An 18,488-nucleotide genomic window follows, 5' to 3' on the forward strand; every position below is an offset into this window, starting at 1 on the left:
TATTTAGATTAATTTATTGTATCCAATTGATATCCTTCCTCAACAAAGAAAGAGTTTTAGCTTCTTCTGAACCTGCTTCTGGTTGAAAATCATATGCCCAGTTAGCTTGTGGCGGTAAACTCATTAAAATCGATTCAATACGACCGTTGGTTTCTAAACCAAATTTAGTTCCAGAATCCCAAACCAAGTTAAATTCAACATATCGACCTCTTCGGAGATATTGCCAGTTTTTATGCTTATCGTTATAATTTTTATGACGATTTCTATTGACTATCTCTGTATAAGTAGGTGCAAATGTGCGTCCTAAATCACAAGAATATAGGAAAATTTCTTCAAATGTCAATCCTGTTTTTTCAGGCGTTAACTTATCATAAAACACACCTCCTATTCCTCTAGTTTCCTGCCTATGGCGAACATAGAAATAGTCATCCGCCCATTTCTTAAAATCTGTATAGAAATCGGGATGATGTAAGTCGCATACATTTTTCATCTGCTGATGAAAAAATTGGGCATCTTCTTCAATAACATAATGTGGTGTTAAGTCAATACCTCCACCAAACCAGCGAATCTCTTCATTTAATTCAAAATAACGAATATTCATATGAATAATCGGGACGAAGGGATTGTTAGGGTGAATTACTATGGATACGCCGGTCGCAAAGAATTCATCTTCGTCAACACCAAATGATTTTTTAATCTGTTCGGGCAATTTGCCATGAACTGCAGAAAAGTTGACCCCTCCTTTTTCAATGATATTGCCATTTTGAATAATTCTTGTACGACCGCCGCCGCCGCCCTCACGTTCCCAAATTTCTTCTTCAAACTTTGCTGTTCCATCTAACTTTTCAAGTGCTTGACATATCTCATCTTGAATTATTTTGTAGGTTTCAGCTATTTTTAATCTATCGATCATATTGGACTAACTTAATTTTTCGGCCAATTGGCTAATGATTGTTGTAGCAGATTTATGCTGATATAAGATCTGATAAACGGCTTCACAAATCGGCAATTCTATTTGATGTTTATGCATATAATGTTGTATACAAGCAGAGGCATAATAACCCTCGGCGACCATATTCATCTCAAGTTGAGCAGACTGAACGCTGTAGCCTTTACCGATCATCGCTCCAAAAGTTCTATTTCTACTGAACTGCGAATATGCCGTGACCAATAGATCTCCTAAATAAGCTGATTTATTGATATCACGAAGTGGGTTTGGATCGATCGTTTCTACATAAGTTTCCATCTCCCGGATTGCATTTGAAATCAGGACCGCTTGAAAATTATCGCCATACCCTAAAGAATGACAAATTCCACCAGCCAAAGCGTAAATATTTTTCAAAACAGCTCCATATTCAATACCATAAACATCATCGGAAATAATGGTTTTGATGTACCGACATGCTAACAATGAAGCGACCCATTTGGCATTTTTTTCGGATTTAGATCCAAAAGTCAAATATGATAATTTCTCCAAGGAGACTTCTTCTGCATGACAAGGTCCACCGACTACTAAAATATGATCTAATGGCACATCGTATACTTGCTGGAGATAGTCTCCGATAATTAAATTCTCGTCAGGAACTATACCTTTTATAGCAGACACGATAATTTTTCCTTCAAAATCAGATTTTGTTACACCCTCTAGCGCTGCTTTAAGATATGCTGCTGGTGTATTTAAAATAATAATATTCGATCTCTGAATAATTTCACGTGCATGGGTTGAAATATGATCAGTATCTAACTTTACTTCAACGGCACTTAAATAAGTTGGATTTTTTTTATGCTCTTTGATATAGTCAACATCCTCTTGTTTACGGACCCACCAATAAATATCCTTCTCGACAACGTTGTCACCCAGCATTTTAATCATCGCTGTAGCCCAACTCCCACTACCAATAAGCCCTACTCTATTTTTTTGCATTAAATTTTATTATAGACAGTTTCAGCAAATATACTTAATTATACAATAATTAACATTCTCCTCCTCCCTAACTTAGGATATTATCTATTAAATAGAGATTCAAAAGAGTGAATTCAAAGTTATTAAAGTAAATGTAGCCTTTTTTGATCCATACAATCCATGTATTTCTTATAAAAGTTAATCCTTATTTTTGTTTCAACTAGATACACATTTATGGATCAATTAAACTTTTCAACGAATTGGAATAATAAATTAGATTGTACAGCTTTTACAACATTGCGGTTGCCAAACGAAAAATATAAGCTTGGTGAATTATTTCAAATTACGTTAAATGGTGTTGAAAAAGGTATTGGGCGTATAATATCCATTACTTATATCAACATCGATAATATCAATGAGTATATTGCTCGATTAGATACAGGTTATTCTACTGATGAGTGCAAAGTTATCATCCGTAATATATATCCAACTATAGATTTTACTCAGCAGCCACTGGTTTTGCTATTAATTGGTAAAATTTGAAAGCAATATACTCCTCTAAATTCATATTGTTCGAAGAGTTCCCGTTTATAGAGTTAAGTTAAAACTCATAAATTTGTAGTGTAACTCATCATAATATAAATACAACTATAATTTATAATATTGACTTATTCATGTTCAATTATGAACGTTTTTTTAATACATAAGCAATCACACCTAAAAGACCTGTAGCTATGCCCCCAAACCAATAATAATTTACTTGAGGACTTGAACTAATAGACATACCTCCCCGTAGATCCTTAATTTTATATAATGTTTTCATCCCCAAATAATCATCATAAATATAATCTCTCGGATCTGCCGTCTGTATAATTTGCAAATGCTCCTTTTGTTCGTCAAAATAAAATACCTTATTTTTATCCTTAAAAAAATGATGGTATTTCACTGATACCTGTTCGCTATTTGGCATATCGCCAGAACATGCGTTCAACACTTCCACATATGAACCCAAATAACTAATACTTGCATAATCAGCAATAATGGGATAACTTTTTTTACCATCGAAAAGAGAATTGTTAAAAAGATAAAATGTACCAAGTTGTTTTACAATTTGACTAGTCAATCGCTTTTTGTTGTCTAAATGAGTTTTAAACTGATCAGCAATAAAATAGATGTAATTTTCATCAACCAACGCCTTGGGTAAATAGCTATTGTAACTGTATACCTCAGGAAAAAACTTTGCATCTGCAGAAATATTGGTACTGATAATCTTAAAATTGTTAGCATCTTCAAAATAATAAAAATCACTACCCTGCAATAATTTATCCTGAATTGCTTTTAATTTTGCTGCATCAGTCTTAACAGTATAAGCTTGACTAAAATTATCATCCCAAATGGGATAAATTTTATTTGCATATAAGGCATAATTTATATTCCCATAAGCTGGAATTAAAGGTTTAAATCCTGAATAGCTATATTCAACATCGATATCTTTCCCTGTTAATGGGTCTTTGCTTGAAACAGATGCACCATCACGTTTTCTAAGTATATATCGTTCTTTTTGCCACATGGGGATGTCAGCATTGATAAGTTTTAAAGAATTATAATTTTTAACTCCTAATGCCATTAATTGAGGAGTAACATCAGCAAAACTACCCTCTTTTCTAATACAGAACATGTGATTTTCATCTGCTATATAATCCTCGTTCTTAAGTTGATTGCAAGAATAATAAATTAAATTTTCAGGATTTAGATGTGGTATTTCAGACCACGTATATTTCTTATCTGAATTTAAATCAATACTGACCACAAAAACCTTATTCTCATTTTTCACATACATACTATAACTGTAGCATTTTACGTTAACGAGGTTTCGGGGTAACTCGGTTAACTCTACTTTTGTTATATTATTTCCCCATCCGTCCATATAGACCCATTTTCCATCAATGAAATATAATCTACCATTTATATGTTTTTGATTGATATTTGGTCCTAAAACTTTTGAATAGATCACTTCCTTATCATCAGATGGTTCTCGCTTACTCAACATATAAAAACCATTCTTATCAGAAAACATCAAAGTACCTTCATCTTCCCCTATAGATTTATAGCTTTCTTTGTCTATACCTTTTATCGGTATGATTACTTGCCTAGCATAGCTAAACCCATTAGGATCCCTTTCTGTGAACTGGTAATAAACACCATTATTCTTAACGATTATTTGATAGGATTTTGAGGTATGATAATGATAACATTCACTAGCTATTAATGTTTGTATAGTAGCAAATAGGAACAATATCGACATAAAAAATCCTAATAACAGGATAAGAATCGGCGATCTTTTTGAGCAATCATCCATTTTATTGCTAACTGTATTCATCCATAATAATAGAAGCATAAGCTATATTTTTAAATCTTTACGAATACAAATTGAAATTCTTATTAAATTTCACAAATTCTTACTTATATTTAATATTTAACCTAAAGAATTATTACAAGATGTCACATCCTATTAAACAATTGTGGTTATACAATGATTGGGCCAATAAATCAATAATAAATGCTATAAAACCTCAGATTGAAAAAATACCTTCATCTGCTATAAAACTTTTGAGTCATATCGTAAATGCACAGGTGATTTGGTTAAGTAGATTAAATGGTGAAAAATCTAATTTAGGTGTTTGGGATGAACATACCATCATGGAATGTGAAAAATACCATAACTTATCTTCGGATGGTCTTGAAAAAAAAATTCGAGAATATGATGAGTCTGAAATGCTTAATATCTCCTATTTAACGACAAAAAATGATCAATTTGAAAATCTTTTCGGCGATATTATACTACATATTTTTAATCATGGGACCTATCATAGAGCTCAGATAGCTGCAGCAATGAGAAAGAATGGATTTGATCCAATTAATACAGATTACATATCTTTTGTAAGAAAATAGAACGGATAAATACTTATTTAAAGTCAGAATAGCTCATTTCCATATTAAGAAAGACTCCTATGTGAAATAGGCAAAAACTTCATATAATCAGTTGTCAATAACCATCAAAAAAAGCTAATGATATGACATATCTTTAGCTTTTTTTGATGGTTTATTTTAATGGGATGTGTTGAACATCGGGAAAACATAATGCATAACTAAATTTTATGCAGATATATATTAATTTAATTTTGCAATCGCAGTAATTGTTCCACCATCAACGCGTAATCCTTGAGTAGCAGAGGCAGTCGTTGCATCAATTTTGTAGACATAACTTATTCCTGTTTTCAAAGTAACGCCAACATAACCAATGCCATCTTCTTTAGTATAGTTTGTTGATGTAACACTATTTATTTCACTACCGCTTGGCAGACCAGAGACTTTTTTAAAACTCTTATCATATACATTGACAACTGCAAAATTATATTTATCAGCAGCATTCATCGCATTCATGGATACCACAAAGTTTCCTTTCCCAACATACAACCAATTACCAATTTTGTACCCTCCTGACAATTCTTCAAAATTGAGATAATAACTGAAGTCATACGCTGTAGTTCCCTTATTAATTCTAACAATTGCAGAAGGTTTTTTGCTCGTAACTTTACCTGCTGTGGTTGCTGCTGCAGAAGAAAACGCATACAAATCACCTTTCTCGTCAACTGCTGTTCCATCCAAGAAATAGGCTCCAATATAGCTTGTACGATTATCTTTGATGACTTTTTCCAGTTCCATTTTTGGGTATGAATAAACTGCAATCCATGAACTATCTGGATAAGCAGTACCAAAAGAATCACCACAGCATCCTTTAATTGACATATAAGGTGCAAATACTTTATCTCCAAACTGTCTAATCCAAGTAAAGTGCGCCAACTCCCCATTGCTAGAGGGTATTTGATTGTTTATAGTTCCCTCTCCAGTAATCAAGAGGCTATTGGTATTGACAATATAGAAATTAGATAATTTATTCGTAATCGATCTAGATATTTTCATCAGTAAGATATCATTGTTAACGGGAGCAAAAGCTTGTACAGTTTCGGATTGAAAATCTGAAACCTTATTAAGCGTTCCATTTTTGATGTCATATGTCGTAACTGCTCCCGGATTTCCCTGTCCATATAACATGGAGAAAAACTTATTATTGGCAGTCATATAATATCGATATGTTCCATCTTGCTCCACTCCATGACCTTTTGTGGTCACCGATCCTTCATCTAAACTTGCAGCTGTCAATAGATAATCGGCCACTCCAGTTGATGCAACTGGTGAAACTGCAACAATATAATTACCAGGATTTGGCGGTCCAACATCATCCTTCTTGCATGAGGTAAATACAGATAGAACTATGCCTGTAATCAATAATTTTTTAATATTCGTTTTCATTTTCTAATCTTTATATTCGAACGGGAATGATTATTTATTTATAAAATAGCGCAGGTTAACATAAAAAGCTCTTCCTGGTTTTTGTAGACTAAAATTGTCATACACCTTTTCATTGGTCACGTTTTTTGCTTCAAGGCCAATATTATATCGACTATTTGCAACGCTGTATACCACATTGAAATCGTGGGTAAACTGTTTCGGAACGACCAATTTTTGTCCTCCTCTACTTGGCCAATACAAATAGAATTCATGTACATAAACTAAGTTATAACCTACATTCAAAGTATTTCCTTCATTCATGAAGTTCTTAAAAATAACAGAGGCATCTCCATGAGCAAAAAAGTACGGGATATTGGGCATTTGGTCATTATATAGAGGGCTAATATTGGAATAATTGGGTTCGTATTTCTGCTTATTCTGTAAATATTGATAGGTGATAGATCCACCTAAAGTCAACCAGCTTTTATACGAGTAACGAGCATCAGCATCTGCTCCCCAAGTTTCTACCCCCTCACGATTATCAGCAACAAGTTTTGATTGATTATTATTTAAACGATTGTAAATAAAATCACTAGCATAGCGGTATATTAAATTTGCTCCCACAACAAAACGGTGATCTTTATTGATGGCAAAATTATAATTTGTTCCTAAGTTCAAATTATGACTGCTTTCAGGTTTTAATTTTGCATTAGCTTCTTGATTTTCCACATCTCCAAACATCTCATAGGGTGTTGGCATACGATTTGTCCGTTCGTAAGATGTTTTTATCTGTAAATTAGGTTTGATATAATAAGCTGTAGCCAATCCATAACCAAAGCGATTATGTGTGGTGTCAAGAGCTCCATTTTTATTATTTTGGGTCAAGAGCTTTCCAAAAACAGTTGTCGTCCACACATCTTGAATACCATATGTGTAACCCAAGCCTAAAATATTTTTGTTCGTTTTTTGTGGTTGTTCATATGCTGCGTTTGTAGGATTCAGCTCGTCGTGTCCTTTTCTATTGAAAGTCGAGAAAACATTACTTAAGGCAATAGAATGGTTTTCTCCCATTCGATAATTCAAATTAGTTGTTGCTAGGCCTTCGTTATTTTTGTAAATATAAAGCTGTCTAGCGCGCTCGCCGTTAGTTCCATTCGGTTTTGAGGTGCCATACCAATCATAACGAACATTTACCGTATCAATATTTTGTTCTTTGCCCAGATTATAATTGGCATTAACGATCAAGTCCAATCCTTTAATAATATTAGTCTTTCTATATTTTAAAGTAGGCATAACGGTTGACCCGCGGCGGTGCCATTGTCCAAATACGGACTTCATCCTCGCTCCTGTTTGAATTTCTTTATAATTTTGCCCCAGAATAACACCTAATAATAAGCGATCTGCAAAACTTTTGTCCACAAAACCCATCTGCGCTATGACAGATTCATTGTGGTATTTATCATGAAAGCGTTTTACGACAGCATTTTTATCATATGCACCTGTATAAATGTCTGCAGCCTCAACATTTACTTTATAATTATTGTCTGAATAGTTCTGAAAAGCATTCAACTGGAAGGTCAATCCTTTTTTAGAAGTAGCGGCAGCATTAACAACAGTTCGGTGTGTATTAAATGATCCATAACTGTAAGAGGCATCAACAAAATTACGAAACCGGTCTGCAGTCACAATATTAATAGCGCCACCTAAAGCATCAGATCCTAACCACATCGGTACCACCCCTTTATAGACTTCAATACGATCCGCAATATTAATTGGGATATTATTGATCTGAAAAGAAGAACCAAAGTTATCCATCGGGATACCATCAACAAAATATCTAACATGTTCACCAGAGAAACCATTTAAAGATAAATTAAAGTTTGATCCAACTCCTCCAGATTCACGTACACGTACTCCAGCTACTTTATCCAATGCCCCAGAAATATCTAGTGTGCTATTATATAGTTTTGTTGCATCGATTGCTGTTACATTATAAGCCTGGCGACTGACTTCCTGAACTTTAGTTAATCCCAGCACCTCAACCTCATCAATTGCTTTGTTTGACTTGACCAAGTTAAAATTATGGTGATTAACAGACTCCAAAACCAAAACGATATCCTCTATCCATGTTTCTGCTTCAATTGAGGTGATCTTTACACGAACATTTTTAGATTTTACATTTTTAATTTCAAATAGTCCTTTGCTATCTGAAATTGTTTTCTGTCCTGCGATAGTAACAGTGGCACCATGTAAAGGTTGGTTGTCTAAATAAATGGTTCCTTTAAATATCGTGGTCTGATGTTGTGCAAAACTTGATATAGCACAACAGACAAGGGCAATTAATGCCCAAATTTTTGTAAATTGCATTTCTTTTAATTTCCGTTAGAAGAAGCATACGTTTACGTATGCACAGTTAGTCTAATTATTTAGATTTTAAATGCGCCACGTTATAAATTGCAGCTTATGCGTGGCGTATTTCTTGCTTAGTCCCCAATAAACATCTTGGCTATCGGTTCATTGATCTGTTTATTTTAATATGTATATCTTTCTATATCATAAATTCCTTTCCAATAAGTTGATTATTTGTTAATTGTCAAAAAGTACTTTGGTTTAGTATGTCTGCCCCTATTCAGTATCCAAATTTCAAAAATGAATAGCCAATACTATGATTAAAACTGATTCAAGGTTGTTTAAGAATAATCGATTTATTTAGACTAATTATAAACAATACTGCAAATATAAAAATTAATCTATGCCCTCAAAACTAAAATTGAAATTATTGAAAGATTAGTAACATGTCGCTTGACTATATCACCAATTAATACTGATCATTCATTTTGCACTTAATAAGTATCAGATTCATGACGTATTTATGATTTACAGAAACAAAATTTATCCCCCTATCTACTTACATATGAAACAATCTCTTTCCAATTGAAAGGACATCAAATAAAGATTTTTACGATAGGAATTTAAGAGTGGCTCTTTGAGGGGATGGTATTAGTTTCTATGGTTCACTCCGCTTCATGTAAGTTTTGACGATAGAACGTTCTCGCTGTTGTTCTGTTATCCAGGTACTGATTTAAAGAAAACAGGCTGGATCAAAAGTCAATTGTACTAGATTGACACTAAATAAAATTTCGACACTTCGGTAGATTCAGCAAAAAAGGATCAAAACTCATCAGAGATTTGATCCTTTTTTCATGATTTATGTCATTAAAAGCTAACCTAGCAAATTTAAATTCTGATTTGAAATGGCGAATTTCATTGATGAGAAAGCCTCTTTACTGATATCAAATGCACAGTCTTATTAACTTACCTTAATATTTTGAGCAGGATTAAAAGATTCAACATCTTTTGGTAGAATTACTGTTAGAATTCCTTCTTCATAGCTTGCCGTCAAATTAACTTGAGAGACCTGCTCATTTAATTGAAAAGATCTGCTGAATGATTGTGGAACAAATTCGCGGTACATATACTGCTCTTCGTTGTCTTCTGTTGCAGAGACTTCGTAAGAAATGGTCAATATTTTATCTTTTATTTCAATTTTAAATTGTTCTTTTTTGAGACCAGCAGCATATAATTGTAGGGTAAAAAAAGCTTTATTTTCTTCAATATTGACTAAGGGTCTATGTTCACGAGAAAACTCATTTCTTATCTTTCCAAATTGTTGTTCGAATTTATTTTTTAAATTGCCGTATTGCGCAAAACAGTCTGTGTTATTATTATTTTTATTAAACATGGTGCTTAAATATAAAGTTAATTGATCGGGATAATGGCTATATGAGAACGTTTGATTTCATGGGATGCTGGCCGTACCGCTGCACCCAAATCTGCTCTGAAATCAGTCGAAATAGGAAACGAACGTTCACGCAACATCTTTTGAGATTTCTTATTTCGCATCTGACTCGCAATAAAGATCGCCAGTGCGCTCAATATTGTCCCTGCCACTAATAATTTAAATAGAAGTCCAATTACAAAGGACAGTAAGCCAACAACGAATGTTACTGCTATGAGCTTAGGTATAATAAATCGAATTTTATTTTTCATATTTTGTTTTTTTTATAATTACTTTAAAGGCCTTTTGATAGAAGACGCTTTTACAAAGACAATACTTTAAAACAAATCGTATTTTTTTTAAAAAAGATAATTTTTGAACAGATAGCGATTTATAGCAAGTTTTAAAATATAAAAAAAGAGCAGAGAATTATCTTCTCTGCTCTCTTAAGCCTCATCACCTCTAATGGTTTATTGTTGTTCCGTCTGCTCATCATGGGGCTTGTCCCGACATGCCGCTGAAAATCGACGTTTCCATTCTGCTTTGAATTTGGATCGATCATCATCTGTACAATGTTGCGAATGATTGTTGAAGCACTGTCCATTACACATTTCATGTCTTCGACCTTTAAATCTAAAACCTCCAAAAAGAATTTTTGACAAAAGCAGAATTCCAAAAGCTTGCCAAAAAGAGATCATCTTTAAGCCAAATATTTCAGGCATCAGTATATTCCATAATAACTGTACTCCCCATACAAATAATAAGGCAAGTATGATGCCGCAGGGTATCATAAAAAAAAGCTTCTTCTTTTTATTGCTGCTATATGTATTGTTCATAAACTATCTTTTAATATTATATTTCATTGTAAAGTACACGAAGTTTTTGTCGAAGATGCTTAACGGCATATCCTTTACGACTGATGATTGTCTTGATACTTTCACCTTCCTGATCTGCAATCTCCTGCAGCGTCATATCCTCAATCTCATGCAATAAAAATGTATTTCTCTGTTTTTCTGGTAACTCGTCCAAAGCTTTCATGAGTTGATCCCAGAAAGCATCTTTGAACATCTTCAGTTCAGCATCATTGGTATGGTCGGACAGTAGCAGTTCCTTGATTTGCAATCTTCCCTCCTCATCTTCATACATCTGATCTTCCAGTGATTCGGTCTTTTTTTTCCTATACAAATCTGTTATTTTGTTTTTAGCAACAGCATACAACCAACCACTCATATTCTCCAACTGATCAATATTAGAAAGCCGACTCGTCTGATACCACACTTCTTGTAAAATATCTTCAGCATCTTCAATTTTTTTCACTTTCCCATTAATGAAACGAAGCAATTGAGAGCCATAGTTTTTGACGACCTCGGATATCGAAGATGTTTTTTTATAAGACATGTTTAAGGTATGAGTAGCATCCATACCAGTATAGACGATCATCAAAAATTATTACTTTAAAAACTTCAAAAAATTTTACTGACTATTTTATTTTACTTATGGTGTCAAACGTACTTTTTTTTAAACGTAATTTTATATTTAAAATTCCTAAAATAATTTAAAAACACCATATATCCGATCTAAAAATATTTTATTGTTACAAGTGAACTGACCATAATCTTTTAAATTTCATATTTTTCCAAATGATTCTTCACCTTTTGGCTGCTTAATTCATGTGTAATAAGGCGCATCATTTTAAATGTATGATAAATAACCCGTAAAATTTTACTGGTTTGCACAACCTAGAATAGCAACTAAATCTTAATTCAAAGCAACGACCGATCTTATCTAAAGTTATTAAATAAATTAAAAGAACCACATTACCTTCCTTATTAACAAGAGGATATAGTCAATTACGGTCAGTTTTAATTTGCTCTTTGTATTCAGGGCATTATATTTTTGAACTTGATATGACTGCCAATTGATTCAAATTTGATGGCAACTCAGCACCTATATCACGACGTAGCAGGATGATACCTAAATTTATTCTTAAATTTGCTATTACGATTAGCGTTTTTTATATCATTCGATTTTTCAAAATAAAAAGATATAACTTAAAACCTATTGCAAAGTATACAACATTTAGTCCATGAAATTTTTAATAAAGAGCTGCTTTCTCCTTCTTATATTGATCAATAATCTTCCCACTCGGATTATAGCTCAGGATATACAATATCTAGCAAATCCTTGGGTCCAGCAATTCACAAAATCAGCCTATCAGGCTGGCAATCAAAACTGGGGATTAAGCGTGGATAAACAAGGTTTAATCTACGCCGCCAATTCAGAAGGACTGTTAGTTTATGATGGCGCTTACTGGAATTTATATCCTCATCCCAATAAAGGTATTGTCCGTGTTGTTCAGGTTCATTCGGATGGAAAGATCTATACAGGCGGGCAATCAGAATTCGGATATTGGCAGAACAACAAAAATGGAAGGTTGGAGTACCATTCAATCAGTAGCCTATTACAAAAAAAACTAAATGATGAAATTTGGAAAATCATTATCCGAGATAAGCGCATTATCTTTCAATCTTTTTCGACCATATACAGTTATGAAAATAACCAGATAAAAACAATTACTGGAGATGGAGAACCTTTTCTATTTGCTTTTCAAGCCAATAAAAGAATTTTCATAGAAAAATTACCATCTGGCTTACATGAATTAAAAAATCATAAATTAGTTCCTGTTCGAGATAAAGACCGGATAAAAGGACAGAATATCCTGAGCATACTCCCTATCGATCAACATTCTTTCTTGATCGGTACAGCAAAAGCTGGATTATTTGTGATGGATAAAAATGGCGCTATTAGTCCTTGGCAAAATGATATCAATGAGGAACTTAAGAATGCACAAATTAACAATGGCACTAAACTGTTGGACCATTATTATGTATTTGGAACAATCCTAAATGGTATTTATATCCTTGATGAAAAAGGTGTTCTAGTACAGCACATCAATAAAAGCCTTGGTTTGCAAAACAATACTGTTTTAAGCCTAACTGTTGACAAGCAATCGAATATCTGGACAGGACTTGATAATGGTATAGACCGAATAGCCATTAATTCTGATTTATATTATTATTCGGATAAATCTGGAAAGCTAGGAACTGTTTATTCTGCAAAAATTTATCAAGGATATCTTTATCTTGGAACCAACCAGGGCCTTTTTTATACTACCTGGAATCAGCAAAAGAAATATCAGCCCATCGACTTTAAAATGATTCAAGGATCGCAAGGTCAGGTTTGGAATTTAGAAATTATTAATAACGTGTTGGTATGTGGACATAATACGGGTACATTCCAGATAAAGGGAAACCAAATGAGCTTATTATCACCTAACACGGGGGGGTGGGTAATTAAAAAACTATCTCCTCACTTCCCAACCGTTTTGCAGGGCAATTACACCGGTATATCATTGTTCCATAGTGCAACAAATGTATTAAATTATATCAAGCAATATCCAAACTTCAAATCTGGAGTTCAATTGTTAGAAACGCAAAGTAAAAATACAATTTGGGCAGCAGGATATAACGAGCTTAATCTGATTAAATTTTCAGAAGATTTCTCTGAAATCAAACAGATAAAACCCTATGCACATCAGAAAGGACTACCAAAATCAAATTATATTGGTGTTTTTAAATTGGGTGAGATCAATGTCTTTACCACGGATAGTGGACTTTATTTATACGATGAACTGGTGGATAAATTTACACCATACCAACAAGTCAATAAAAAACTAGGAACATTTGCCAAATCAAACAAAATAACCGTTGCAGGAAACAATAGCTATTGGTTTATTCATAAAACTCGGATTGCTTTAGTCAATCTATTACCTGGAGGGGAAATCAAAGTCGATTCAATCAAACTAGCATCATTAGAAGGTAACATGATGAAGTTTTATGAAAACATAGCGCCCATTGATGTCAATCAATATCTGATCAGTATTGATAATGGATTCTCATTATTGAATTTGAAACATGACAATTTCAAATCCGCGGCAGTACCGATTCCTCTCATTCGAAACATAAGAAGTCTTTTTAGTACCGATAGCGTTTATTTTAATGATGTTAAAGAAACGGTTAAGATAAAATACAGAAACAACAATATCAGAATATCTTACGCGTTGCCCTACTATACCGAAATACCTGTACAATATCAATATAAATTGGGAAATAGCCAAAATGAATGGTCAGATTGGTCTAATTTGCCTTATAAGGAGTTTTCAAACCTTGTGGTAGGTAAGCACCAATTTATCATCCGTGCAAAACTACCGAATGGCTTCATAACCAAAGAGAATACCGTTGAAATTGAAATCTTACCACCGTGGTACAGAACCTGGTATGCCTATTTAGGATATCTGATTCTGTTAATTTTTTCTTTTAAATGGATTCAGAACTGGTACAATAAAAAATTGATAAAACATGAAAAACAGTTAAAACAGTCCTATTTGCTCAAACAAGAAGAGCTCCTCAAGCAGGAGGCTATTCGTGCGCAGCAACATTTAATTGAGGTTAAAAATAAACAATTGGAGCATGAATTGTATGTTAAGAAAAAGGAATTGACAAATGCAACAATGAATATTGTGCAAAAAAATGAGCTTTTAAATTCATTAAACCATGAACTGCTGCAATTAAAAGATGAAAATGGCAATAAATTAAAAGCGGATCAGCTTCAGAAAGTATCAAAGATTCTTAAAAATGCTTATGAAGACAATATGGATTGGCATCTATTTGAGCAAAGTTTTAATGAGACGCATGAGAACTTCTTCAAAAAATTAAAACAACAATTTCCGGAATTAATGCCAAATGATCTGAAATTATGCGCATACCTCAGATTAAATATGAGTAGCAAAGAAATTGCCAGTCTACTCAATATCACAACACGTGGTGTAGAAATTAGAAGGTACCGATTACGTAAAAAATTGAATATACAAACAGAACAGAATTTAAGTGATTACTTAATGAATATCAACTAAAAATGTCTCTAAGTCGACCTCTCTCATCTGCGACTTAGAGACATTTTTTTATTGAAACCAATCAAAATACTACATCATTACCTCTCATACGATATAGTGTGTTTTTAACACTATCTATCAAATAAAGTAACAACACACTCACTATAAGTTACTGACAAACAACTATAATTAATAACAAAAACACAAATACTTTGTATTCAAACGGAGTGATGTAATAATGTATAAGTCCAAAATTATACATTTCGAATACTACATCACATCTTTGCTGTAGTGAAACTTAACATAAATGTTAAATTTCATTAACAAACATTCAGAATAATTGGAATTTATTAATTGAAAGGATAACCAAAAAATTCACCTATGAGGAAGTTATTTACATTATTATTACTCCCTGCATTTTGTCACATCAATGTGTCAGTATATGCACAAAGCGGTAAAGTGATTACTGGAAAAATTACAGCTAAATCATCAAATGCCGTACTTTCAGGAGTTACCATTTCGGTTAAAGGCACAAACGTAGCTACGCAGTCGGACGCAAATGGAGAATTTAAAATTGCAGCAGATCCAAATCAAGTATTGATTTTCCGCTACATCGGTTATGATGGTAAAGAAGTGACCATCGGACAACAAAACAATGTTATTGTTAATCTAGCAGAACAAAATACTGCTTTGGATGAGATCGTAGTCATTGGTTACGGTACCGCTAAGAAAGCAGATTTGACAGGTGCCATTTCACGGGTGACGGCAGGTGATATTGTTAAGCAGCCCGCATTGAATGCTGTACAATCTGTACAGGGTAAAATTGCTGGGGTGAATATTATTGCCAATGAAGCTCCTGGCTCTGCTCCTACAGTGATTATTCGTGGTCTAGGAACAGCTTCGGGCGGTCGTGAGCCGCTATACATTGTCGATGGATTTCCTGTCGATAACATCACAAATATCAATTCGGCAGATATCGTATCCATGGATGTCTTAAAAGATGCCTCTTCAGCTTCTATTTATGGTCTACGAGCAGCTAACGGTGTGATCTTAGTAACGACAAAACAAGGAAAAGCAGGTCGTGCTCAAATCACTTATGATGGATATGTAGGTGCTAAAGGGATACTCAATCGTGTTAAAATGGCTGATGCCAATGAATATGTCACTCATTTTAATGAAAATCAAGCGGTAGTAGCAAAAGATGGAATTCCATTAGCACTCAACCAAAAAAACAATACCGATTGGTTTAAGGAATTATTACAAACTGGTATTGTAACTAATAACGTGGTTAGCGTATCTGGAGGTTCAGATGCAGTAGACTATTTCTTTAGTTATAACAACTTTACAGAAAAAGGAATTACAGACGGTTCGCGATATGTACGAAATACCATTCGTAATAATAACACCTACAAATTTTTTGATAACAAATTAAAATTAAGTCAAACGCTAAATGTATCCTTCTCTAATGATCGTACCAAACCATTAAGTGCATTTGATGCGGCTTACCGTCAGTCACCTTTAGTACCTGTTCAGTACGAAAATGGCCGATACGGAAGACCTATTTATAATAAGACTACAGGTGAAGCGACTTATATTCTTGGTGCAGGACAAGCTGGAGGAAAGTTGAATGATACAGGAAACCCTGTCTATGAAAACAAGATGCAAGAGCAGTACAACAAAAACTTGTCCATTCAAGGCGGACTTCAAGCCGAATATCAAATCTTCAGTGATTTAAAATTCACCTCTCGTCTCGGTGTGACAAAGTTCTTTTCTCAAAATAGAGGTTTTAACGATATTAAAGACCGTTACTTAAATGAAGACCCTTTAAGAACATCTGCAGAGTTTGAAGAATTGAAAGCAAAGAACCCTAAATCACTTACTTATGCTAATAACAGTTTAAATCTTGCGAAAACGGAGACATTCCGCTGGGCGTGGGAAAATTTCCTATCCTATCAAAAACGCTTTGGGAAGCATAATTTAGATGCAACCTTGGGGACTTCAAGAGAGAAAGTGGAAATTGGTAACATGTCTGATCTGACTGGATACGATGTGCCAAACAAATCACAATATTGGAATATTGATCTTGCTTCTTTAAATTACGATAAGACAGTCATACAGACTTCTTATACACCTACAGCATTGGTTTCATATTTTGCCCGTGCACAGTATAATTACGATTCTAAATACTATTTGACCGCAACAGTACGTCGTGATGGTTCGAGTAAATTTAAGGCTTCAGGAGAATTCTTTGATATCTTCCCATCATTTGGAGCGGGTTGGACTGTTTCCAATGAGAGCTTTATGCAAGGATCAGGTATTGATTTCTTGAAAGTAAGAGCAAATTGGGGTAAATTAGGAAATCAAAAAATTCCTTTAAACGTTTCCCAAGTTTTATCTTCTCCAGGTTCCGCTAATTACAATTACGTGTTTGGACCAGAACAAGACCTTGTACTTGGAGTAGCCTATGGCAGCCCAGCAAGAAATCTAAGATGGGAGGTAACTGAAGAAACTGGTTTAGGCCTTGATTTCACCTTATTAAGTAACCGCTTAAGTGGTAATGTGGATTATTACAATAAGACCAATACCAATGCTATTTTAGAAGTAAAACCCTTATTGAATTCACCGTTTTCTCAAAAATACTTTGATCACGGTGGAAAAATATCAAATCAAGGGGTGGAGATTGGTTTAAATTGGACTGATCAAATTAACGAAAACCTTTCGTACAGCATCGGTGGTAACTACTCATACAATAAAAATACATTGAAAGAGGTAAAACCGGCTTATGATGGTGCTATAGGAGGAAGTCTTAATAATGGACAAATCACTAAACAGTTGAAAAAAGGTCAACCACTCTACGCATGGTATATGCTGGAATCTGATGGTGTTTGGCAAACAGAAGCTGAAATTGCAGATGGTGTGGCAACAACTGGAGCGAAACCTGGTTATTTAAAATACAAAGATCAAAATGGTGATGGAGTTATTGATGATAACGACAAAGTTTTCCATGGATCATATTTACCATCGTCGACATTTGGATTAAACCTGAGTGTCAACTATAAGAAATGGGATTTCACGGCTCAGGGCTACGGAGTAGCAGGCAATAAAATTTACAACGGATTAAAAGGAACTCGGGTCAATGGTGGAGAAAATATTACCAAAGAGACTTTTGATAACCGTTGGACTGGAGCAGGAACATCCAATACACATCCTGGAGCAGCTCATGATGCCCTAGCTTCAAGTTATTATTTAGAGTCGGGAGCATATTTTAGAATCAATAACTTAACATTAGGTTATACTATTCCAAAATTATACAATTCAACATCAAAAATTAGAATGTATTTAACAGCGCAGAACCCTTTCATGTTTACAAAATATACAGGTTTCTCTCCTGAAATTACAGGAACAAATGCTGGCGCTCCCGGTGAAACTGCTGGAATTGAGCTATCTGCTTATCCAACAACACGCAATTTCATTTTCGGAGTCAATGTTTCATTCTAAACTTT

At 33.9% G+C, this 18,488-nt stretch carries 13 protein-coding genes; 4 read left to right on the forward strand and 9 right to left on the reverse strand.

The features are described 5' to 3' along the window. Positions 1 to 13: 13 nt before the first annotated feature. Together hemF and C8N37_RS15690 are read right to left on the reverse strand one after the other, a co-directional pair. Positions 14 to 913, reverse strand: a complete 900-nt coding sequence (gene hemF / locus C8N37_RS15685) for an oxygen-dependent coproporphyrinogen oxidase (protein ID WP_108159775.1) — start codon at positions 911 to 913, stop codon at positions 14 to 16. Between the two features lie 6 nt (positions 914 to 919). Beyond that, positions 920 to 1,924: an NAD(P)H-dependent glycerol-3-phosphate dehydrogenase gene (locus tag C8N37_RS15690; protein ID WP_108159776.1), complete on the reverse strand. Its 1,005-nt coding sequence runs from the start codon at positions 1,922 to 1,924 to the stop codon at positions 920 to 922. A 213-nt stretch (positions 1,925 to 2,137) separates the two neighbouring features. On the opposite strand from C8N37_RS15690, the gene C8N37_RS15695 reads away from it, so the two are divergent. After that, positions 2,138 to 2,446, forward strand: coding sequence for an ASCH domain-containing protein (locus C8N37_RS15695; protein WP_108159777.1), 309 nt, complete (start codon positions 2,138 to 2,140; stop codon positions 2,444 to 2,446). A gap of 139 nt (positions 2,447 to 2,585) precedes the next feature. Here the strand turns inward: C8N37_RS15695 and C8N37_RS15700 are convergent, their stop codons facing one another. After that, positions 2,586 to 4,301, reverse strand: a complete 1,716-nt coding sequence (locus C8N37_RS15700; protein ID WP_108159778.1) for a hypothetical protein — start codon at positions 4,299 to 4,301, stop codon at positions 2,586 to 2,588. A gap of 101 nt (positions 4,302 to 4,402) precedes the next feature. Between C8N37_RS15700 and C8N37_RS15705 the strand changes: the two genes are divergently transcribed. Beyond that, on the forward strand, positions 4,403 to 4,855 hold the full coding sequence (locus tag C8N37_RS15705) for a DinB family protein (protein WP_108159779.1): 453 nt from the start codon (positions 4,403 to 4,405) through the stop codon (positions 4,853 to 4,855). Positions 4,856 to 5,074: 219 nt separating this feature from the next. On the opposite strand, the gene C8N37_RS15710 is transcribed toward C8N37_RS15705, so the two are convergent. The 6 genes from C8N37_RS15710 to C8N37_RS15735 form a co-directional block, all read right to left on the reverse strand. After that, entirely contained in the window at positions 5,075 to 6,277 is a 1,203-nt protein-coding gene (locus C8N37_RS15710) for a DUF4374 domain-containing protein (protein ID WP_108159780.1), read from the reverse strand. A 30-nt stretch (positions 6,278 to 6,307) separates the two neighbouring features. Continuing rightward, complete coding sequence (locus C8N37_RS15715; protein WP_108159781.1) at positions 6,308 to 8,623, reverse strand: TonB-dependent receptor domain-containing protein; 2,316 nt, start codon at positions 8,621 to 8,623, stop codon at positions 6,308 to 6,310. Positions 8,624 to 9,566: 943 nt separating this feature from the next. Next, positions 9,567 to 9,998, reverse strand: coding sequence for an Hsp20/alpha crystallin family protein (locus C8N37_RS15720; protein ID WP_108159782.1), 432 nt, complete (start codon positions 9,996 to 9,998; stop codon positions 9,567 to 9,569). A gap of 17 nt (positions 9,999 to 10,015) precedes the next feature. After that, entirely contained in the window at positions 10,016 to 10,306 is a 291-nt protein-coding gene (locus C8N37_RS15725) for a hypothetical protein (protein ID WP_045754186.1), read from the reverse strand. Positions 10,307 to 10,504: 198 nt separating this feature from the next. Continuing rightward, positions 10,505 to 10,870, reverse strand: coding sequence for a hypothetical protein (locus C8N37_RS15730; RefSeq protein ID WP_045754185.1), 366 nt, complete (start codon positions 10,868 to 10,870; stop codon positions 10,505 to 10,507). Between the two features lie 16 nt (positions 10,871 to 10,886). Further along, on the reverse strand, positions 10,887 to 11,474 hold the full coding sequence (locus C8N37_RS15735; RefSeq protein WP_244914442.1) for an RNA polymerase sigma factor: 588 nt from the start codon (positions 11,472 to 11,474) through the stop codon (positions 10,887 to 10,889). A gap of 646 nt (positions 11,475 to 12,120) precedes the next feature. On the opposite strand from C8N37_RS15735, the gene C8N37_RS15740 reads away from it, so the two are divergent. Both C8N37_RS15740 and C8N37_RS15745 read left to right on the forward strand, forming a co-directional pair. Further along, positions 12,121 to 15,006, forward strand: coding sequence for a ligand-binding sensor domain-containing protein (locus tag C8N37_RS15740; RefSeq protein ID WP_108159783.1), 2,886 nt, complete (start codon positions 12,121 to 12,123; stop codon positions 15,004 to 15,006). Between the two features lie 360 nt (positions 15,007 to 15,366). Next, positions 15,367 to 18,483 (forward strand): SusC/RagA family TonB-linked outer membrane protein, encoded by a 3,117-nt coding sequence (locus tag C8N37_RS15745; protein WP_108159784.1) that lies wholly within the window; start codon positions 15,367 to 15,369, stop codon positions 18,481 to 18,483. Positions 18,484 to 18,488 lie beyond the last annotated feature (5 nt).

This window comes from Sphingobacterium faecium, from assembly GCF_003054045.1.
Classification (GTDB): Bacteria; Bacteroidota; Bacteroidia; order Sphingobacteriales; family Sphingobacteriaceae; genus Sphingobacterium; species Sphingobacterium faecium.